Source organism: Catellatospora paridis, from assembly GCF_009720365.1.
Lineage (GTDB): Bacteria > Actinomycetota > Actinomycetes > Mycobacteriales > Micromonosporaceae > Catellatospora > Catellatospora paridis.
The window spans coordinates 186,331-207,202 of the sequence record NZ_ML769316.1; the positions used below are offsets into that span (position 1 = coordinate 186,331).

General features: G+C 67.3%; 15 protein-coding genes. 5 read left to right on the forward strand and 10 right to left on the reverse strand.

What is annotated here, in order from left to right:
* Window positions 1-147: 147 nt before the first annotated feature.
* A complete protein-coding gene (locus F9C41_RS16440; protein WP_155387683.1) occupies window positions 148-3,468 on the reverse strand; it encodes an error-prone DNA polymerase in 3,321 nt (1,106 codons plus the stop codon).
* Window positions 3,469-3,647: 179 nt separating this feature from the next.
* On the opposite strand from F9C41_RS16440, the gene F9C41_RS16445 reads away from it, so the two are divergent.
* The 3 genes from F9C41_RS16445 (at window position 3,648) to arc (ending at window position 7,675) form a co-directional block, all read left to right on the forward strand.
* Entirely contained in the window at window positions 3,648-4,118 is a 471-nt protein-coding gene (locus F9C41_RS16445; RefSeq protein WP_155387684.1) for a hypothetical protein, read from the forward strand.
* A gap of 799 nt (window positions 4,119-4,917) precedes the next feature.
* Window positions 4,918-5,988: a GTP pyrophosphokinase gene (locus F9C41_RS16450; RefSeq protein ID WP_230689708.1), complete on the forward strand. Its 1,071-nt coding sequence runs from the start codon at window positions 4,918-4,920 to the stop codon at window positions 5,986-5,988.
* Entirely contained in the window at window positions 5,981-7,675 is a 1,695-nt protein-coding gene (gene arc, locus F9C41_RS16455) for a proteasome ATPase (protein ID WP_155387686.1), read from the forward strand. The genes F9C41_RS16450 and arc overlap by 8 nt, the downstream gene beginning before the upstream one ends.
* Before the next feature lie 11 nt (window positions 7,676-7,686).
* Here arc and F9C41_RS16460 read toward each other — a convergent pair whose 3' ends face one another.
* The 8 genes from F9C41_RS16460 to F9C41_RS16495 form a co-directional block, all read right to left on the reverse strand.
* Window positions 7,687-8,193, reverse strand: coding sequence for a hypothetical protein (locus tag F9C41_RS16460; RefSeq protein WP_155387687.1), 507 nt, complete (start codon window positions 8,191-8,193; stop codon window positions 7,687-7,689).
* A 201-nt stretch (window positions 8,194-8,394) separates the two neighbouring features.
* The gene (locus F9C41_RS16465; protein WP_155387688.1) at window positions 8,395-10,209 is read right to left on the reverse strand and encodes an amidohydrolase; all 1,815 of its coding nucleotides are present in this window, start codon (window positions 10,207-10,209) and stop codon (window positions 8,395-8,397) included.
* Window positions 10,206-11,459 (reverse strand): MFS transporter, encoded by a 1,254-nt coding sequence (locus tag F9C41_RS16470; RefSeq protein WP_155387689.1) that lies wholly within the window; start codon window positions 11,457-11,459, stop codon window positions 10,206-10,208. The genes F9C41_RS16465 and F9C41_RS16470 overlap by 4 nt, the downstream gene beginning before the upstream one ends.
* The gene (locus F9C41_RS16475) at window positions 11,456-12,730 is read right to left on the reverse strand and encodes an ATP-grasp domain-containing protein (RefSeq protein ID WP_155387690.1); all 1,275 of its coding nucleotides are present in this window, start codon (window positions 12,728-12,730) and stop codon (window positions 11,456-11,458) included. Before F9C41_RS16475 ends, F9C41_RS16470 begins: the two co-directional genes overlap by 4 nt.
* Window positions 12,731-12,735: 5 nt before the next feature.
* Window positions 12,736-12,912: a hypothetical protein gene (locus F9C41_RS16480; RefSeq protein ID WP_155387691.1), complete on the reverse strand. Its 177-nt coding sequence runs from the start codon at window positions 12,910-12,912 to the stop codon at window positions 12,736-12,738.
* A 60-nt stretch (window positions 12,913-12,972) separates the two neighbouring features.
* The gene (locus tag F9C41_RS16485) at window positions 12,973-13,527 is read right to left on the reverse strand and encodes a peptidoglycan-binding domain-containing protein (protein WP_155387692.1); all 555 of its coding nucleotides are present in this window, start codon (window positions 13,525-13,527) and stop codon (window positions 12,973-12,975) included.
* A gap of 119 nt (window positions 13,528-13,646) precedes the next feature.
* A complete protein-coding gene (locus F9C41_RS16490) occupies window positions 13,647-14,060 on the reverse strand; it encodes a peptidoglycan-binding domain-containing protein (protein WP_196279803.1) in 414 nt (137 codons plus the stop codon).
* Window positions 14,061-14,157: 97 nt separating this feature from the next.
* Entirely contained in the window at window positions 14,158-15,951 is a 1,794-nt protein-coding gene (locus tag F9C41_RS16495; RefSeq protein ID WP_155387694.1) for an asparagine synthetase B family protein, read from the reverse strand.
* A 677-nt stretch (window positions 15,952-16,628) separates the two neighbouring features.
* Between F9C41_RS16495 and F9C41_RS16500 the strand changes: the two genes are divergently transcribed.
* Together F9C41_RS16500 and F9C41_RS16505 are read left to right on the forward strand one after the other, a co-directional pair.
* Entirely contained in the window at window positions 16,629-16,976 is a 348-nt protein-coding gene (locus F9C41_RS16500; protein WP_155387695.1) for an Lsr2 dimerization domain-containing protein, read from the forward strand.
* Between the two features lie 592 nt (window positions 16,977-17,568).
* Window positions 17,569-18,810 (forward strand): helix-turn-helix domain-containing protein, encoded by a 1,242-nt coding sequence (locus F9C41_RS16505; RefSeq protein ID WP_196279804.1) that lies wholly within the window; start codon window positions 17,569-17,571, stop codon window positions 18,808-18,810.
* On the opposite strand, the gene F9C41_RS41285 is transcribed toward F9C41_RS16505, so the two are convergent.
* The gene (locus F9C41_RS41285; protein ID WP_230689663.1) at window positions 18,782-20,566 is read right to left on the reverse strand and encodes an alpha/beta hydrolase family protein; all 1,785 of its coding nucleotides are present in this window, start codon (window positions 20,564-20,566) and stop codon (window positions 18,782-18,784) included. The genes F9C41_RS16505 and F9C41_RS41285 overlap by 29 nt on opposite strands.
* Between the last annotated feature and the right edge of the window lie 306 nt (window positions 20,567-20,872).

Consider the following 20,872-nt stretch of genomic DNA (forward strand, 5'->3'; position numbering starts at 1 on the left):
GCCTGGAGGACCGGCCGGCGATCCTGGGGAGGGTGGCCGGCCGCGTCCAGTCTACCGGGGGCCGTCTATCTCTTGAACATGGCGTGGTCGGTAGCTGTGCGGCAATCGGGTCAGGCAGCGGTCAGCCATGCTGCCGCGTGCTACGGGCTAGCGAAAGTCGCGGCTGGCTGGCCTAGTGGCGATGCGTAGCGGCGTGACCCTGTCCGCGACGAGGTTGAGCACACCTGAGGCTGACTCCAGTTGGCCGCGCACGACCAGCGCGTTGTGGCGGGTCAAGATCGGCCGGAAGCGCGCGTACATGCCCGGCGAGCAGACCACATTGAGCATTCCGGTCTCGTCCTCGAGGTTGAGAAACGTGACGCCCTGCGCGGTCGCGGGCCGCTGCCGGTGGGTAACCAGCCCACCCACCAGTACCCGGGTCCTGTCCGGAACACTGCGCAGCCGCTCGATGGGCACGGCGCCGTCGGCGTCCAGGTCCGCGCGGACAAGTTTGATCGGGTGGTTGTCCGGTGACAGACCGGTGGCCCACACGTCCGCGACGAGCAGATCGGCCTCGTCCATGCCGGGCAGCGGCGGGGCGTGCAGGCCGGCGATGGTGCCGGCGAGCTTGTCCGGGGTGTCCTGCGCGGCCGCACCGGCAGACCAGAGCGCGGCGCGGCGGTCCAGGCCGAAGCACGCGAACGCGTCCGCGGTCGCCAGGGCCTCCAGGTGAGCCGTGGACAGCCCGGCCCTCCGCGCGAGGTCAGCCATGTCCAGGTAGGGGCCGCCCGTGTCGCGTTCGGCGACGATTCGGGTGGCGACGTCGCTGCTGAGGGTGCGAACCTGGTCCAGGCCGAGCCGCACCTCAGGGCCGCCGATCCCCCAGCGGCTGGGCAGCTCCCCGGGTTCGGAGCCCCACCTGGTCGCCGGGCCGTGTTCGAGGGTGGCTTTGACTCCGCTGCGGTTGATGTCGGGACGGTGGACGCTCACGCCGTGGCGGCGAGCGTCGTCGACCAGGCTCTGCGGGGAGTAAAAGCCCATCGGTTGGGCACCGAGCAGCGCGGCGCAGAACGCCGCCGGGTGGTGGCGCTTGAGCCACGCCGAGGCGTACACCAGGAACGCGAAGCTAATCGAGTGCGACTCCGGGAAGCCGTAGCTGGAGAAGGCCTCCAGCTTTGCGTAGACGTCGTCGGCGACCGGGCCGGTGATGCCGCGCTCAGCCATGCCGTCATACAGCCTGCCTTTGATCTTGGCCATCTTCTCCATCGAGCGTTTCGAGCCCATCGCTCGGCGCAGCTGATCCGCCTCGGCGGGGGTGAACCCGGCGACGTCGATGGCCAGCTGCATCATCTGCTCCTGGAACAGCGGCACCCCGAGCGTCTTTTCGAGAGCGTTGCGCATCAACGGGTGCCCGTACTGCGGTTCTTCCAGTCCGTTGCGGCGGCGGATGTACGGGTGGACCGAACCGCCCTGGATCGGTCCGGGCCGGATCAGCGCGACCTCGACCACCAGGTCGTAGAACTCGCGCGGCTTGAGCCGCGGCAGCGTCGACATCTGCGCCCGGGACTCGACCTGGAACACGCCCACGGAGTCCGCGCGGCACAGCATCTCGTACACCTCGGGGTCGTCGCAGCGCAGCTCGCCGAGATCGAGGTCGTCGCCCAGGAACTGGTGGGCGTAGCGCAGCGCCGACAGCATCCCGAGGCCGAGCAGGTCGAACTTGACCAAGCCGGCGGCGGCGCAGTCGTCCTTGTCCCACTGCAGCACGCTGCGGCCGGGCATCCGCGCCCACTCGACCGGGCAGACCTCAGTGACCGGCCGGTCGCAGATCACCATGCCGCCGGAGTGGATGCCCAGATGCCGGGGCGCCGACAGCAGCTCGGTGGCGAAGGTGACGACGTGGTCGGGGATGCCCGCGGCGGCCTCAGGGTTGATGTCGTGCCACCGGTCCAGGCTCTTGCTCCAGGCGTCCTGCTGGCCGGGCGAGAATCCGAAGGCTTTCGCAACGTCGCGCACAGCCGACCGTGGCCGGTAGGTGATCACGTTGGCGACCTGGGCGGTGTGCCGTCGACCGTGCTTGGTGTAGACGTGCTGGATCACCTCCTCACGCCGGTCGGACTCGATGTCGATATCGATGTCCGGCGGCCCGTCGCGCTCCGGGGCAAGGAACCGCTCGAACAGCAGCCGGTGGTGGATCGGATCGGCGTTGGTGATCCGTAGCGCGTAGCAGACCGCCGAGTTCGCCGCCGACCCCCGCCCCTGGCAGTAGATCTTCTCTTTGCGGCAGAAGTCGACGATGTCGTACACCACCAGGAAGTACCCGGCGAACCCGAGTTCGGCGATGATCTTCAGTTCCCTGTCGATCTGCGCGTACGCCTCCGGATGGGCCGACGGCGGCCCGTATCGGCGTGCGGCACCTTCGTACGCCAGGTGCCGCAGCCACGTGTCTTCGTCGTGGCCGGCCGGCACCGGGTACGGCGGCAGGTTCGGCGCAATCAGCTGCAGATCGAAGGCACAGCGTTTCGCGAGTTCGACCGAGTACGGCACCGCGGTCGGATAGGCCTGCATCCGGTGCGCCATCTCCGCGCCGGTGCGCAGGTACGCGCTGGGGGTGGGCAGCCAGGGCGCGATGTCGTCGAGGCTGCGGTTGGCCCGTACGGCGGCCATGATGTCGGCCAGCCGCCGGCGCTTGGGGGCGTGGTAGTGGGCCGCGTTGGTGGCCAGGACCGGCAGTCGCGCCGTCGCGGCAAGGTGGGCCAGCAGGTCGTTGTGTTCGCCGTCGAGCGGGTTGCCATGGTCGGTGAGCTCGACCACGACATGGTCATGGCCGAACATGTCGATGAGCTGCTGCAGCGCGTCCGTGGCATTTGCGACGTCGCCTGCGGTGATCGCCTGTCGGACCGGGCCCTTGCGGCAGCCGGTCAGGGCGACCACGTGGCCCCTCAGCCGCTCGGCGGCCTCGACGAGGTCGTAGGCGGGTCGGCCTTTCTCCCCGCCGGCTAGGTGTGCGTCACCGATCACGCCGGCCAGCCGGTGGTAGCCCTCCTGACCCTCGGCCAGCAGTAGCACATGCTCGCCTGGCGGGTCCGGCATCCCGGTGCGGCCGCCGCGGCCCAGTGACAACTCGACGCCGAACACCGTCGCGAGCCCGTGCTCGCGGGCGGCCTCCGCGAAGCGGACCACGCCATACATCCCGTCGTGGTCGGTGATCGCCAGGGCTGATAGCCCGAGCCGGACCGCCTCCTCGACCATCTCTTCCGGGTCGCTCGCCCCGTCGAGGAAGCTGAAGTTGGTGTGGCAGTGCAGCTCAGCGTACGGAACGGCTGCCACCGGCCGCTCGATCGGCGGCGGGACGTAGACCGGCCGGTGGCGAGAAAACGCAGGACTGTCGCCGCCGTCAGCGTCGGCCAGCACATCGACGACCGGCTCGCCGGTGAGCCGTTTGTGCAGGTCCGCCCACGGAAGATCATTAGCACCGTGCCACTTCATCGAACTAGTGTACGAAACACGCCCACTGGGCAGGCCGTATACCCGCAACCTCGATTTTTGTGCCCCCAGCCCTGGTTGGCCACTCCCTGGGCTAGTTGGCCACATCATCTTCAGCTCACCTGGCGGACGGACGGTCGGCGGTTGCGGATGCGGCCGTGGCAACGGCAGGCTGGTGCGTCGTGGACGCATCTATCGCCAGTGTGATTGCCATTTGCGGAACGCTGCTCGGATCGGTGATCACCTACATGTTTCAGCGCCGCGGTGCTGAACGTGCCGAACGATTCGCCCGCTCCGAACGCCTCCACCACGAGCGCCTAGCCGCTTACAGCGCGTTCGCAGGGGCGTTGACCGAACTGCGCCGAGCTGTGACCAGCCTTTGGTTTCGGCGACAGAGCGACCCCAGCGGCGGCGATGCCGTCACAGCCGCGCAGATGGAGGCCGATCGTCTGGGGGCAGTTGCCGAGCAGGCGCGGTTTCGAGTGCAACTGCTTGCGGTGGATCCTGACCTAGTCGATCTCGCTGACGCTGCCTTCAAGTCGATAGGAGCAATTCGTCGAGCGGTAGATCGGACGGAGTTGGTTGAGCAGGAAGAACGGTTCCACGAGGCGGTGACGGCGTTCATCACCGGGGCGAGCGCCCGGGTGCGGTAGGCGAGCCTGAGCTAGTTCGGGGAGCGGATGTCCTGGAACGCGTTCTCAAAGAGAGGGGCCGCCACGCCGCCGGGCCTGGGCGCCCGACGGCAGACCGGTGGGCCGCCTCACCCCCGTCGCAGTGAGGCAGCCCGCATCCGGATGCGCGGTGACCTACTGCTGCTCGTACCCCACCTCCCGCAGGCGCGGCCGGTACAAGCACGGAGTGGTCTCGCCGCAGCCCCACTTTGGACCGCCGAGTGCGTGAGGGGCAACGGTCAGCGCTATGCGCCTGTGGATAACTCGTCGTTGGGGAAAACGCCCGCATTCTTTATTGATCTGCTATGGACAGCGTGGCCAACTCGGCCGCCGTGGAGGCGACGCGCGGCACCGGCAATATGCCCGTCCGGACATCTGTGTAAGCAGGCGCGCTTACTCGATCTTGTCGGCGGGAGTGGCGATCGGCTGGCGACCCGGCGGCTGGCCTCGGTGCCGCTGGCGGAGTTCCGCAAGCAGGGCTCCTTGGCAAGGACGCACGCTGCCAAGCTGCCCGATCCGGCGGACGCGCATATGCTGACCGTCCAGCCCAAGATCAAACCGTGTGACCTGGTGGCGTGGACAGTGAGGCCTCCGGAACGTGACGAACGAAGCGCCCCCAGTTACAACATCAAAGCTGCGTGACAGGGCAATAGGCGTAGTATCTATTCTGCCGTCGATGCTCCACGCCCTGGAGATCTGCATGGATTCGTCGAGACTGCCCATAGAAGAAGTGCGGTCCACCTATGAGTCGCTCCGGCCGACCTATAGACGCTATGCAGACATGCTGCGATCTCTGACGCGTCAAGTATGCGAGAGCCACGGAGTCAGTGTAGAGAGCATTGAGGCTAGAGCTAAGGAAGTTAATAGCTTGTGCGCGAAGTGGGGCCGCCACGCCGAGTACCGAGAACTCGAGGACGTAACCGATCTTTGCGGCGTGCGAATAATTACTTTGTACGCCAATGATGTCGAACGCGCACGGGATATGCTGCGCACAGAGTTTGATGTTCTGGAGGAGAAGAGCCGTGGCTCAGAGATCCCAGAGGCATTCGGGTACCGCAGCCTTCACATGCTGGTTCGTGTGAGTACTGTGCGTTGTACACTGAGCGAATGGAAAGACTTTGGCGGACTAGTAGCTGAGTTTCAATTGCGAACCGTATTGCAGCATGCGTGGGCAGTCATAAGCCATAGGCTTGACTACAAGACCTCGGAAGAAGTGCCAGCGAAGAGTCGACGGAAGCTATTCAGGGTAGCGGCTCTTCTTGAGACTGGGGACGAATTGTTCGCCGACTTCCGCGACGAAGTTTCGAACGTTCGGGAGGAGTACCAGAAAGTTGCCACGGCTGAGGCATGGCGTGACTTGGCTTTGGATCTGGACTCTGTGATAGCGGCTTGGAACCGGTTACCACTCGATATCGTTAAACAAACGGCATTGAGCGCCGGGTTTAGCGAAGGAACGCAGCATATCGGTGAAGCACCTATGCGACGCGCTATTGGCAATCTGGTAACCGTGGCGGCCCATGCAGGGATTGGGACCGTGGGGAGCTTGGCTGACTATATGAGCCGCGCTGCTCAGTATTTCTCGGCCCTGGAGCGGTTCGCTTCGGAAGCAACGACCAGAGGCTTTCGGCCCGTTGCTGACACACCTGATGTCTTAACTATTTGCCTCGTGCTTGACGATTCCAGGCTTCGGGTAATCGGAGCGCTGCCATTTAGGCCGGAAATCGAGAAGGCTCTTGACGTCGTTCAACGCGAACTTCAAAACTCCGCTTCAGTTGCGGCCCATGGGCAGCAGGGTTATTCGACAGCAAACCAGCATGCGAGAAGTTATGGCACAGGTGCGTCCCATGACTGACTCGGATGGTCATGAGCGGGTCGATGGTGTAGTTGAGGATCTCTCCACTCAGGTCGCTCGCCTGCAAGAGGAACTCGCCCTGGTGCGGCGCAAGTTGAGTGAGAGCCCAGGATTCATACGGCTCACGGAGACCAACGAGCGGCTGGTGGCCACGCTCAAGGAGGCGCGCGCCCAGATCGTGTCGCTCAAGGAGGAAGTCGACCGACTTGGCGAGCCGCCCAGCGGCTATGGCATCTTTCTGGCGAGGAATGACGACGGCAGCATCGATGTGTTCACGGGCGGGCGCGTGCTCCGTGTCGCACTAGGCGTTCAGATCGACGAGCTGCGAAGCGGTCAGACGGTTCTGCTCAACGATGCGCTCAACGTAGTCGACGCACTCGCGTTTGAACGGACTGGCGAAGTCGTCACGCTCAAGGAGATTTTAGACGGAGGAGACCGGGCTTTAGTCGTCTCTCACGCGGATGAGGAGCGAGTCGTCCAGCTCGCGGACAAACTCATCGGGGTGCCGCTGCGGTCCGGCGACTCCCTCATGATCGAGCCACGGTCCGCGTACGCCTACGAGCGCATCCCCAAGAGCGAGGTCGAGAATCTAGTCCTCGAAGAGGCGCCCGACGTCGGCTACAGCGACATCGGCGGTCTAGTGCACCAGATCGAGCAGATCCGCAACGCCGTGGAGCTGCCCTTTCTGCATGCGGAGCTGTTCCGCGAGCACCACCTCCGTCCCCCGAAGGGAGTGCTGCTCTACGGTCCTCCCGGCTGCGGCAAGACGCTGATCGCCAAGGCGGTCGCGAACTCGCTGGCCAAGAAGATCGCCTTGCAGCGCGGCGAAGAGAAGAAGACCAGCTACTTCCTCAACATCAAGGGCCCGGAGCTGCTCAACAAGTACGTCGGCGAGACCGAGCGGCACATCCGGCTGATCTTCCAGCGGGCTCGGGAGAAGGCCTCCGAGGGTACGCCGGTGATCGTGTTCTTCGACGAGATGGACTCGATCTTCCGTACCCGCGGCTCCGGCGTCTCCTCAGACGTGGAGAACACCATCGTCCCGCAGCTGCTGAGCGAGATCGACGGCGTGGAGGGTCTGGAAAACGTCATCATCATCGGCGCATCGAACCGCGAGGACATGATCGACCCGGCCATCCTGCGCCCGGGCCGGCTCGACGTGAAGATCAAGATCGAGCGGCCCGACGCCGAGGAGGCCAAGCACATCTTTAGTAAGTACATCACTTCGCGCTTGCCGCTGCATGCGGACGATGTAGCAGCGCACCACGGAGATGATGAGCGCGCTCGGCAAAATATGGTTGAACGCACTGTCGAGTACCTTTACGCGAAAGATGCTTTGAATAAGTTCGTCGAGGTGACATTCGAGAGCGGAAACAAACAGGATATCTACTTTAGCCACTTCATGTCTGGAGCGATCATTCGAAATGTGGTCGACCGGGCGAAGCTGCTCTCGGTCCTACGTTTCCTTGCTGGCGACGCGAAAGGATTGCGGGTGGGAGATCTTATTCAAGCCGCGAGGGAAGAGATGCGATCCGTCGAGGATCTGACGAGCACAACTAACCAGGACGACTGGGCGCGAATAGCAGGCGCTCAGGGTGAACGAATCACCTTCGTTAGAACCGTCAAGGAGTCTGGTGGGACGGATTCAGGAAAAGCCCTAGATATCTCGCGAAGTAACTATGGCTGAGCAACTATTCCCTACGTGTTCTCTTCAGTTTGCCGGAATAGACTCGGAGTCACACCCAACAATTTTGTGGCCTTGTCCGTCCAGTTGCTCATGACCTCTTCGGCATTGGTCGAGTGACCTGGGAAGTCGGGCTTGCCGATCAGGCTTCGAAGATCCGAATGCACTTCATTGATATTGCGGAGCCGTTCGTGTAAGGTTTTAGGCAGAAGGAATCTTACTTTAGCTTCGGCCTCACTGTATTCATCCAGAATGAGCGCGTAGCGCCTCAGGGACTCGGCGATATCCGCAGGTGGCGGATCGAGTGCGAAGAGGTTCGCCTGTGCTAGCGAAGGGCGGCGTGCCATCGAGTTCAGTACTCCGAGCTGTCGTCGACGCTTGCCGGCGGCCGCGACGAATGCTATGGCTGCACTTAGCGCTTCTTCGTCAAGTCTCCGCCTTCGTACACGACTGCCTTCGGTGACGTAACCGATGGCGAAGATCAGTATGGAAACGGCAGCAGCAATAATGGCCGCGACCATGGCGCGCCCCTTTCTTGGCGGACTTTACTGGGCAATGGTCATACTACAGAATCGCCGCGAACCAGATCGGATGCCGCACGTCTTCATACGTCCAATATCGGCCTTTCCTTAAAGTTTGATCAAGGCTCTGATCCACCTAGTTTAAAGCGGTAGGTCATGGGGATAATGCCTGCGATGCACACATCGCAGTCATGATCCGGGTCAGATTGCATGCAGGCGTGCGGCCAGCTCGCAGCAGCAGCCGTTGTCACGCTGTGCTGCCATGGGCTTGGCCGCTGCTGCTGTTGGAGTGTCGCGGTGGTGGACGATTCGGCCGGCGGCGATCGTGGCGTGGATGCTGGCGTGTGGGTAGTCGCGGGGGTGGGTGGTGCGCAGGTCGGTGTCGAGCACGCAGATGTCGGCGGCCATGCCGGGCTGCAGAGTGCCTTTCCACCGTTCGGCGTGGTCCTGCCAGGCCGGGGCGGTGGTGTAGGTGCGCAGTGCCTGCTGCAGGCTGATCCGCTGGTCGCGTCCGGAGAGCTGCCCGTCGGCGCCTACGCGGGTGATCATGTTGGTGAGGCCGTGTAGCCAGTTGGGGTCGGTTACCGGGGCGTCGGAGCCGGTGGATACGCGCACGCGGGCGGCTTGGGCGGTGCGGTAGGGCCAGTGGTAGTCGGTGCGCCAGGTTCCGAGCAGGGGTTCGAGGACGCGGCCGATCATGTATTTGATCTCTGCGTTCATGGTGATTGCGATGTCGTGGCGGCCCATGAGCTGCAGGGCGCGGGCGGTGGCGAAGTCTCCGTGGATGACGTAGTGGCGGCTTGCCTGGTGTGGTCGGCTCCGCTGGGCGGCGAGGTACGCGGCGATAACGGCGTCGACCGTGGCGTCGCCGCAGGCATGGGTGCCGATCTGCGCGCCGGCCCGGTGCGCGGCGTGGATCATCCGGTAGAGGTTGGCGGCCTGCTGCGCGGGGTCGGTTCCGGCGATGGTGAGCCGGCCATTGTTGCCGTCGCTGTAGGGGCGGTGCATCCACGCGGTCCTGGCTTGGGTGGGTACGCCGTCGCCGAACACCTTGACCCCGGCGACCCGGAAGATGCGCGGGTCGGCGGGTCCGCGTGTGTCGGGCAGGGCGGCCAGGGTGTCGCGCATGGTCTGCGGGGAGTCTCCGGCGTGCAGCAGGGCCGTGGTGCGCATGGTGAGGACGCCGTCGGCGGCCAACTGCTGGTAGACGGCGGCCAGGTGTGGGGTGATGCCGGGATCGGTGACGCTGGTGATGCCGCGGCCGTGCAGCGCAGCTACTGCGGCAGTGATGGCGGTGGCCATCTCGGCGTCGGTGTAGGTGGGCACGACGCGGTGCAGCAGATCCTGGGCGCCTTCGCGGAGCAGGCCGGTGGGCTGGCCGTCGGCGTCGCGTTCGATGATCGCCCCGGCGGGTGCGGCGGTGTCGGCGGTGATCCCGGCCAGGCGCAGGGCGGCGGTGTTGGCGACGCAGGCGTGCAATGTGAAGTCGGTGAGCACCGCGGGGTGCTCGCCGGTGACGGGGTCGAGGTCGTGCCGGGTCGGCGGTCTCGGTAGGCGGAGCTCGGACCAGCCTCGTCCGCGGATCCACGCCCCGGGCGGTGCCGTGGCCGCGGCTTCTGCGACTCGGGTGACGAGTTCGGGCAGGGTCGCGGTGTCGACGTCGATGCTCAGCGGCGGGCGGGTCAGGCCGTAGGCGGACAGGTGCAGGTGGGAGTCGTTGATGCCGGGCATGATGGTGCCCGCGCGCGCGTCGAGCAGCTGGGTGCGTGGCCCGGCCAGACGGCGCAGGTCACGGTCGGTCCCAACGGCGATGATGTGCCCGGCGCGCACGGCGACGGCCTGGGTGGTGCGGTCGGCGGGGTCCATGAGCAGCGCCCTGCCGTTGTGAATGATCAGGTCTGCGGGCCGGTCGCCGGCGTGGGCGGGTGCCGCCGGGCCGGTGGCACCGACGGCCGCCGCTGCGGTCGCGAAGGTGGCGGCCTGCAGGGCTTGGCGTCGGGTGAAGGTCGCGGTCACAGGAGTCGGCCTTTCTGCTGGTTGCCCGCGGCGGCCAGCATCGCGGGCTCGGGCTGGTGGTTGAGGCGAAGGCAGGCTGCGGCGGCGCAGAGTGCGGCGGCGATGCAGCAGGCCCACAGCAGGCCGGCGCCGCCGAGGTTGATGAGCAGGGCGGCGATGCCGGGGGCCAGTAGCGCGGAGGCGCCGAGGGTGGCGCCCCAGACGCCGAAGTACGCCCCGCGCAGGTGCGCCGGTGCGAGGTTGGCGACGATGCCAGGAGCGACGGCCAGGACAGCGACCTCGCCGCACACCCACAGCGGGGTGGTGGAAAGGAACCAGGCGGTGGACTGGCCCACGCCAGTGACGGCCAGGCCGACACCGACGGTGGCGATACCTGCCGCGCAGACGACGTATGCGGGACGGCTGGTGAGCTGGCCTTGCAGCAGCAGCTGCGCGACCGCGACGGCCAGGGGGTCGGCGGCCAGGATGATCCCGTACCAGATCGGGGTGACCCCGGCCTGGTTCATGATGATCGGCAGGGTGACCACCGACTGGGTGTGCACGGTGAAGAACACCAGCGTGACGAGCGTGAACACGGCCATGCGCCGGTCAGCGAACACAGTCCGCAGCACTGGCCCGTCGTTGCGGCGCGGTCGGGCGGGTTCGGTGACGGTCCGGGCGACGGCTGCGGCGAAGGCGACGTTGAGCGTGGCGTTGACGATGAACAGGATCCTGAAGTCGTGGCTTGCCATCAGCCCGCCGATCAGGCAGCTGACGAACCGGCTGGCGTTCATCACCCAGTACAGGAGCCCGAGCGCGGTGGCTTGGCGGGTGGGGGTGACGGTGTCGGTCATCAGCGCCTGCACCGCGGGCCGGCCGGCGTCGAACGTGGCCCCGGCGGCGACGGCGGCGGCGCACAGCCACGGCAGGGTGGGTGCCGCGCCGAGCAGCAGGTAGGCGCCTGCGGACAGCAGGCCGGCGGCGATGATCGCGCCTTTGCGTCCGGTGCGGTCGGCCAGCCAGCCGCCGGCGGGCATACCCAGGGTCCAGCCGGCGCCGAAGCAGGTCATGACGACGGCGGCTTGCCCGGCGTTGAGGTTGCGGTCGTTGACGAGCCAGAACGTCATGAACGGGATGACGAAGAATCCGAGGCGGGACAGGCCGGTGCCGGTGAACAGGATCCAGAAGGTGCGGCTCATGCCGCCGAAGCGGTGGGCCCACCACCCCGGCGTGACGGCCGGGGTGGTGGGCGTTGCGGCGGTGGTGGTCACGGGGTGTCCGTGGGGTCGACGGTGACGGCGTACAGGCCGGCGATGTCGTCGATCGCTGCGGTCATGGCCTCGACGTCGTCGGTGCACAGTTGGGCGACGCCGGCCAGGCCCGCCCACAGGCCGGTGCTGGTCGGCCCGCCGTACATACCTGCGGTCGCGGCGACGCTGGCGTCGATGACCGCGGGGTGGGCGCGGACCTGCTCGCGGGTGGCGACCCCCGTGACGCGGCCTTCGGGGACGGCGACTCCGGCCCAGCCGAACACCCCGGGCCGGTTTTCGAGGGTGACGTCGACGGGCTGCTCGCAGGCGATCTGCGCCATGATCGATGGCACGTCGAGGCCGTGGGCGTTGCCGATGCAGGCCTGGATTCCGCCGCCGCCGACCCGGGCGGCGATCTCCCCGACGTACCAGTCGCCGTCGCTGCGCATGATCTCGGTGTGGGTGAACCCGGTGGTCATCCCGAGGGCGCGGGCGGCGGCCTCGGCGAGTTCGACCACGCGGGCGGCTTCGCGGCTGTCCGGGTCGAGCAGCCACGACCCGAGGGTCTTGCCCATGCCGGACAGCGGCGGGGTGCTGTAGCGGCCGACGACGTGGTACTCGGTGGTGCCGTTCTGCCACAGCGCGTCGGCGTGGTACTCGACCTCGACCTGCAGGTACTGCTCCACCAGGAAACCGCCCTGGTGCTCCAGGCCGTGGAATGCCCTTTCGGAGGCGAACGCGTCGGAGGTGGGCTGGCCGGTGGTGAACACCCCGGCCCGCATCGCCTCGGCGATGTCCTTGGTGCCCCGCAGCACGTGGGTGTTGGTGGACGCGAACCCCGACAGGGGCTTGAGGATGACCGGCCAGCGCCCGACCGCGATCGCGGCCTCGGCGACGTGCTGGATGGAGCGCACCAGCTGGTGGCGAACGACCGGCACACCCGCCGCGGCGAGCTTACGTTTCATGACGGCCTTGTCGGTGAACGCGACGGCCTGGGCGGTGGTCTGGCCGGGCAGACCGAGCAGGTCGCGCAGCAGCCCGGCGGCGACCATCGCGCCTTCCCAGCAGGTCGCCACGTAGCCGATGTCGTGGCGCAGCTGCCGGGCGAGGGTCTGCAGCTCGGTCAGCGACTGCCAGTCCGAGACCGTCAAGATCTCATACCGCAGGCGCCCGGCTGCGGCGCGGCGGGCCGCGTTGGCCTTGGTCATCGCGACGTAGACGTCGTGTCCCGCATCGACGAGGGCGTCTTCGAGCAGCGAGTTGTGGTTGGACAGTACGAGAACGTTGGACATGCGGATCACCTCACGCAGGACGAGACGGGCAGGGTGCCGGCGGCCGCGGACAGTGCGGCCCGGCTTGGCGCGGGCTTTGCCCGCGCGGCCGTGCCGGTGTCGGGCGGGGCGGCCTGGCGTAGCCGGTAGGGGTTGGCGTCGGGGTTCGGTGTGTCGCTGCCGGTCGCGGGTGTGGTCGTCACGGGTTGCTCCAGGGTGTGACGGCCGCCCGCCTGGCCAGGCCGGGCGGGCGGCCTGGGCGGTCAGGGGAACAGGGTGTGGCAGATCGGCATGGTCCAGGACCCGTCGAGGGGTTGGACCTCGAACCGCATGGTCTGGGCCGTCTGCGGCCCGTACACGCCGTCGATCTTGATGCGGTGGTTGCGCTGGACTGCGGTGACGGCGGCCTTGGTCTTCGGGCCGTAGATCCCGTCGACGGCCAGGGGTGCGAAGCCGAGGTTGACGGCGTTGAGGTCGCCGCTGTGGTCGGCGGAGCTGTAGCAGAAGTTCAGCGCCTTCTGCAGGGTGTCGACGCCCCACCAGCGGGTGTGGCCGGTGTTCATGGTGCACATCGCGGTGTTGCCGGCCGACGGGGTCTCGACGTAGTAGTCGAACGGGCCGGCGTTGGGGCGGACTTTGCGGATGCCCGCATCGCCGTTGTAGTCGTGGTAGGTCCAGTCGTTGGTGCCGTTGCACTTGGGTGTGGCGGCGTGCGCGGCTCCGGCGGGACCGAGCAGCGTCGCGGCGAGTGCGATGAGCAGGGCCGCGGCGGCCAGCAGCGGGTGCCGGAGCGTGGGGTTTGTGATGTCGCTGTGCATGGCTTCTCCTCGAGCTGATGCCTGTTCGTGGGCACCCCGACGTGAGGCCTGTCGCGGCCTGCGGGGTGGCGGTTTGCGCCGCGGCAGCGGCACGGGTTTCAGATGGGTGCGGCGGGGTGTTACTGGTAGCCGCAGAGGTTCAGCTGCACGGTCACGTGCATGATCGTCACGGCGGTGTCGGGGCCGTAGACGCCGTCCTGGTCGTCCATGCGCTCGGTGCGCTGCGCGGTGCGGACGGCTGCCTTGGTCAGGGGCCCGTACTGGCCGTCGACCTGCAGGCGCTGCTTGTAGCAGCGGTTGAGCGAGGTCTGCAGCTGCTTGACGCTGGTGCCGCGGGTGCCGATGGTCATCAGGCAGAACACGGTGCTGTTCTTGCCGACGTAGGCGGGCACGCGCAGCCCGCTGGACTGCAGGGTGCCGTTGCAGTGAGGTGTGGCCGCGGCGTTGGCAGGCGACGACACCAGGGTCAAGACGCTGATGAGCATCAGCGTGAAGGTGGCCGCTGCGGAGGCGGCGTTCTTGCGCCCCGTCATGGGGTGTTCCTTCCTGTGCAGGGCCGCCCGAATCTCGGTGCGGCCGTGGGATGGCGTGCCCTCCCGCCAGGGCACGTGGTGCAGGTCTGGGTGCAGGTCAGCGAAAACGAACTCGGTGCCGGCGCAGCCATGCGTCGATCTCGACCACGTTCTGCAGCCGGGCGGCGGTGGCCGCATCCGGTCGGTGTTGATATTCGGCGAGCAGCCGCCGGACCTTGGTACGGTCGAACAGCCGCAGCGCAGGGGCTGCTGTGCTGCACAGCAACTGCTGTGCCCGCTTGATCACGACCTGGGCCTGTCCCCTGCTCAGGGTCGACAGGTGGGGTTGGTGGCGGCGGCCAAGCACCGGCCGCGGCAGCAGGTCCGCAACCGTGCGGCGGAGGATGGCCTGGTCCGCGCCGTCGGCGGTGCGGATCTCCCAGGGGATGTTCCACGCGTAGGTGACCAGGTCGTCGTCGAGGTAGGGCAGACACATCTGCACGCCGGCCGCCGACGCCTGGGCGTGCAGCCGCGTCAACTGGCGAGGTAGGAAGTGAGTGTGGGTCAGCCAGGAGATCTCCCGGAATCGCCGCGCCGGTCCGGTCTCGCCCGGCAGGTGGGCGACGGTGTCCAAGGCGGTGTGGTACGCCTCGTACGCATGTCGTCCGGGCTGCGCCTGCGCCACGACCGAGGCCTTGAGCAGGTCGACCAGCGCGGGCTGGTGGCGCATCCAGGGGAACCCGGCCCGGCGGTCGTAATCGGTGCGCAGCCAGCGGTGCCCGCCGAACACGGTCGCTGCGCCGGTCCCACACAGCACGTCGGCCGTCACGGTGTGTGCGTGGCGCAGTAGCGCCAGCTGCGCGGTGGCGTCCGCACCCGCCGGCAGATCGGCAGCGCTACCAGCCGCCCGGCGCAGATCCGACTCCTCCAGCGCGGACCGCGGCGCCGCGACCTTGTGGTGGATGGTCTTGGCGTGCTCGGCGACCATCACCGCATATCGGTGGTCGCGTTCGTGCGCGCCGCGACCGTCGTCGGGGAAGGTGAACGTGGCCAGGTCCAGGCCGCGTTCACGCATCCGGGGGGCGGCAAGCACGGCGAGCGCGGATGATCCGATGCCGCCGGAGCACAGCGCGCCGAGCGCGGATTCGGCCGCCAGCTGCCGGCCGACCGCTGCGGACAGCAGTTCACGAGACCGGATCGTCGTATCGGGCAGATTGTCTTCGTGGGGTTGGCTGCAAAGCCGCCAGTAGCTGTGCACGCCCAGGCCGCCGCGGTGCGCACGCACCAGCGACGCCGGGCGGACCTCGCACACCCCGCGCAGTAGCGCCGTGCCCGGCGTCGGGGCTGCGGGCATGGCCACCAGTTCGGCGATGCCGGTCTCGTCGAGTTCGGCCACGACCTCCGGGTGGGCCAGCAGCGTCGGCATGCGGCTGGCAAACACCAGGCCGTGCCTGGTGGCGGTGTAGTACAGCGGAACCGCGCCCAACCGGTCGCGTGCCAGCAGCAACTGCTGCTCCTTGCTGTCCCACACCGCGAGTGCGAAGTGCCCCGACAGGCGGCGCACGGCATCGGAGCCCCAGTGCACGTAGGCGTGGGCGACCAGGTCCGCGTCGGTGCGGGTTCGCAGGCGACGCCCGTGGCCAAGGAGGTAGTCGCGCAGGTCGTCGCGGTTGTGTAGCCTGCCGCTGAACACGACCGCGACCGTGAGGCCCGGCTCGTGCACGGTCACCGGCTGGAGCACCCCGGCGGGTTCGTGCAGTACTCGAGCGTGGCCTAGGGCTACGTGGGGGCCGATCCATGTATGGGCGCCGGCCTGCCCGCATGGCGATTGTTCGCCGTTGAGCCTCGCGATCACCTGCGGCTCGTCCTCGATCCAGCGGGTCCAGTCCACGTAACCGGCGATGGCGCCCACAGCCGACTCCTGTCGTCACGGACCACGCACCTGCGGCGAGCGGTCGTCTACAGCTCCAGAACCGGCACAGTAACGTAATACGTTTTGACAAGGAAGCCCCATTCTCGCGACCATCTCCCGCACAACGGAGCCGAGGTTGTCTCACGACTACCGCGAGCTGGGCAGACGCAGAACCAGCCGCAGTGAACGTAATACACGGAGACCACTCAGTAGGAGCCACCGCCAAGGGCGGCCGCCGCTGGACGCGGCATGAGACGCTCTCCCTGCCCTGTGCAGCAAAGTGCCGACGATGCGACGCGCCGACCAACACCCCGGCCGCACATCTTCAATTCGTATTGACATTCTGTTAGACGTGGCAGAGTATCGATGAGCCGGATCGATGTAGGCGCCCCTCGAGGGGTCGACTTGCCCGTGCCGGCGCGAGGGGGGTAGAGGCCGGCGGCCGCCCCAGGCCTCCCCGACGGGGCCGGCCGCCGGCCAAGGAGCTGGGGCGGAGTTCGGCATCCCGCCATGCCGAACTCCGCCCCGTCGTACGGCCGCCGCCCACGGGGCGCCGCCAGGCAGCCGGCGACGGCCCGGCCTGGGCAGCCCTCATGCGCGGGTCATCGGCGTAAGATTCCGCAACCGCCTCCGCGGACCGCCTGAGGCCGGCACGGCGCACGACAAAGGAGATCCCCATGGCACGTCGCTCCATAGTCGTCACCACGGACGACATCGACGGCTCCGATACCGACATCCGCAACACCCGCTTTAGCTACGAGGGCAACGGCTACCAAATCGACCTCAGTGCCGCCAACCACGACGCACTCGCCGCGGCGCTCGCGCCGTTCATTGCGGCCGCGCGCAGGAGCCTCGACCGCTCTGGTCGCGGCGCGCTGCCCGGCTCGCCGGCCGTTCGCTCCGACCAGGCTGGATTCAACCGGCGCGTGCGGGATTGGTCAGCAGATCAGGGCCAGCCCGTAGCCGAACGCGGGCGCATCCCGCAGGCCATCGTGGACGCCTATCTAGCCGCCGGGGTGCACTGAACCAGCCATCCGTGACGGCCCTTGCCATTATGACCAACCGACATCCATAATCGATGTAGTTGACTGGGGTGCGAGCCCTCGGGGCGGGGTGGGAGTGACAATCAGATGTCGCTCCCACCCCGCACTGCGCCAAATGCCAGACACAGGTCACGCATCATGCTGCGTGGACTGCGAGGCAAGCAACCTGGCGCGCGCACAGGTGGCAGAGGCGACCTCAGCGGACGGGCTAGATGTCGCCTCGTCTCAGCGCATCGCCGTCGCGGTTTCCTCGCAAGGCCGGTGCGTTGCCGGCCATCACACGTTGCTCGTCAGGGGCGCGGCGGCAGCGCGCGGGCGCGGGCTGCGCCGGCTCCCGTCTTGTCGCGGGTTCCACCTCACTGCCGGCGACCCCTGCGACTGGCTCTTCGCCTGACCATGGCGAGCCGACGATCGCCATTGACACGGCGGACGGTCACGACCGGGGGTCCATCCTCATCTGCGTTGCTCGCGGTACGTTGATGGTTGAGAATTCGTATCTGTTCGATGGGTATACGGAATCGGGACGTCGGACGCGATGGGTCAAGCCCCAAAGGAACTCGAGCCAGGCAGGTCCGTGCTGCACTTCTTCGGCGCGGAGGTCCGCCGCCTGCGTCAGGAACGCGGCATGTCCGCAGCCGATCTGGGCCAGGCCGTCTTCATGCACAGAGACCTGGTTCGCAAGGTCGAGACCGCCGAACGGATGCCGTCGGAGGAGCTGGTCGAACGCTGCGACGCGGTCCTCGACGCGCAGGGTGCACTGAGCGGCCTGCTGCCCCTGCTCAAGCGCGAGCGTGCCTTGCGATCGGCGCGCGACCAGGCCACCGGCCCGAGCGCGTTCTGTTCCGAAGCGACCGATCGTCCGGTGCTGGACTGGCTATTGTCGGCGCGAGAAGGATCCACAGCCCGACGGGCCGACAACTCGATCGGCGCGGACGCAGCCGCGATGCTTCACCAACTTCGTGGGGCCGACCACGTCAACGGCGCCGGTGCAACCTACCCCAAGGTGGCCGGCATGCTCGGCCACGACCTCGACACGTTGATCGACGTGGCGCCGCAGGTGGCAACCGGCTATCTCGAACTGGCCGGATACGAAGCTGTCGACCTCGGTGTCGACGGCCTGGCACAGCAGCATTACCTGCGGGCCTTGGACGTCGTGACCAGGTCCGGTGACAGGTTGTACGGCGGATACCTCATCGCGGTGAGCCTGGCCCATCTCGCGCTGCACTGCGGCGATGCGGAGCAGGCGGCCCGTCTGGCCCAGGCCGCGTTGCACGGCACCGAGCGCGTGGCCAGCCCGGCCGTGCGTGCGGCGTTCCGCACGGTCCTCGCGCGCGCGTACGCCCGGCGCGGCGACCAGGCCGCCTGCGCTGCCGCCCTGCTGCAGGTCGAAGCTGACCTTGCCCGGAGCGACCCTGCTGACGAACCGTCTTGGATCGCCTACTTCGGCCCGGCGGACTTCGCCGACGAGAAGGCGCACTGCTTCTTCGATCTTGGCCTGAACGAACTGGCCCAGCGTGAGATTGTTGAGGCCACGGGCCTGCTGGAGCCGAGCCGTGTGCGGCGCCTTGCCATCGACACCGCACTGTATGCCGCTTCGCTGGCCCGCTCACGGCAGGTCGAGCACGCCTGCGCGATGGCGCACCGCGCTGTCGATTACGCGGCGAAGGTCGCCTCGTTCCGCAGCGCCCACCGGATCGTGATGATGGTCGCCGAGCTGCAGCCCTATGCCGCACTGCCCGAAGTGCGGGACCTGATCGAGGATGTCCGGACGCGGCTGCCGTCGCTGGTCAGCCTTGCGCCGGGCCAGCGGCCTTGAGCACCGCAGCGTAGGCGGTGAGCTCGGCTTCCAGCGCCTCGGCCAGAGCGGTCGGGTTGGACAGGTAGTGCCCAGCGTCCTCGATCTCCAGCAGACGGACCAGCAGCTTTCGATCATCCAGGTCTGCCGCCAGCTTCAGCACGTCATCGATTGGTGCGACGTGGTCCCGGTCTCCGTGGATCAGCAATACGGGCCGTTGCACTCGCTCCGCACGCACCTCGGCGACGTCATGGGCCAAGATCGCCGCATGCGGTTGCTGGAAGCGTGGCGCGGTCGTCGTCCACCGTTTCGGGTCCACGATCGCGGACCGGGCCACCGCGAGCGAGAACGGACCGTCTTCACATACGGCTCGCAATGCGGTGTAGCCGCCGGCACTGGCGCCGGAGATGAACACCGCCCCAGGTCGCGCATGACCGCTGGCCAGCAGGTACTCGGCGACGTTGCGGCAGTCCTCGACGTCAAGTCGGCCCCAGTGACCGTCCAGAGCCTTGCGGTACGCGCGGCCGTAGCCGGTGCTTCCCCGGTAGTCGACGTCGGCGACGGCGAACCCGCGGCTAGTGAAGAACTGCACCTCCCAGTCCAACCTGAGATCGCTGTGGTACGTCGGCCCGGCGTGCGGCCTGACGATCAATGGCGCGTGGCCTGCTCCCCCGGCCGGCGGGTAGAACAGCACATGGACGTCGGCCCCACCGGACCTGACCTTCATGATCTCAGGTACTGAAAGCTCGGTCGTTGCTTTAATCTGGCCGGAGCTTCGGCGGATCACCTCGAGGTCGTCGGAGCCGTCCGTGGCGACCACCGCTATCTCCTGCGAGCGTGTCGGCGAGGCGCCGATCAGCGCGATCCGGTCACCGAGAGCTGCCAGGTATGGCTTGATCGTGGTGTACGGCAACTCGATCGACCTGATCGCACGATCGGCTTCGAGGACGACGAGCCGGTGCACAGGTCCGTGCTGAACGGTCATCCCGATCCGGCCTGCGGGCAGCAGCACGTAGTTGGCATAGCCGGATTCCCACGGCGCCGTCGCGCACTCGGCGTCCATCGGCGCAACAGCCTCGGTGCCACCGTCATGCCACCGGTAGAGGTTCCACCATCCCGTCCGGTCGGACAGGAAGTACAGCGAACCGTCCACTCCCCACCGCGGCTGTACCGCAGACTCGTCAGGCGAACCCGCGACGTGGACGGGCAGACCAAGGTGCCCATCACAGCCGTGGTCGGCGACCCAGACGTTGCACGAGTCCCACGGCATCACATCCTTGTCCCACTGCGTCCATGCCAGGCGGCCCGCGTTCGCAGTCGGCGAGGCGAGAAAACCGTCCGTCGACCGGACGACTCTCAGGTCGCCGGTTGCGGGATCGACGTTGACCACCTCGTCTCCGCTGCCGTCCTCCCGAACGCACCACAGCCGGCTGTCAGACCACGCGAGATCGCCATAGCTGTGCGCGGTGGCCGTCGACACAGCGCCGGCCACGATCTGGCCTGCGGATGCGTTCACCAACGCGATCTCAGACTCGGCAAGCACCGCGTAAGGCATGCCGCCGTACGCGTGCAGGCTACTTCCCACACCTTCACCGGCCAGGTGACAACTCCGAGTGGCTGCTGACGGATCCCAGCTCATCACCGCCTGGGCCACCTCCGGCGACGACTCCACCCAGTACAGCAGGCCATCGAAGCTGGTGAGCCAGTCATACGAGGTTCCGGCCTGTGCCACTTCATGGGCAGTCGGCACCGACGTGCCAGTGCCGTTCTCGAGCATTCGGCGATCACCCCTCTAACTCACCCACGCTGATCACAACACACCTCGGGCGGCGAGCGCGACTATGCACCGACCCACGTCACGCAAGTACCAACCCAACTGAGGGATCGGGATGGTTCCGATGGCAGATTGCACCCGGTGAGTGCCCGGTGCTCGATGCTGATGCTGATGCTGATGCTGATGCTGATGCTGATGCTGATGCAGACAAACGCCCGGTCTGCACGGCAGGTATCGACCTTGGCGCTGCGGTCCCCGTCAATGGGTGTGAGGCCCTGCCCCGTCTGAAGTCGCCTGCCGGGGTTGGGT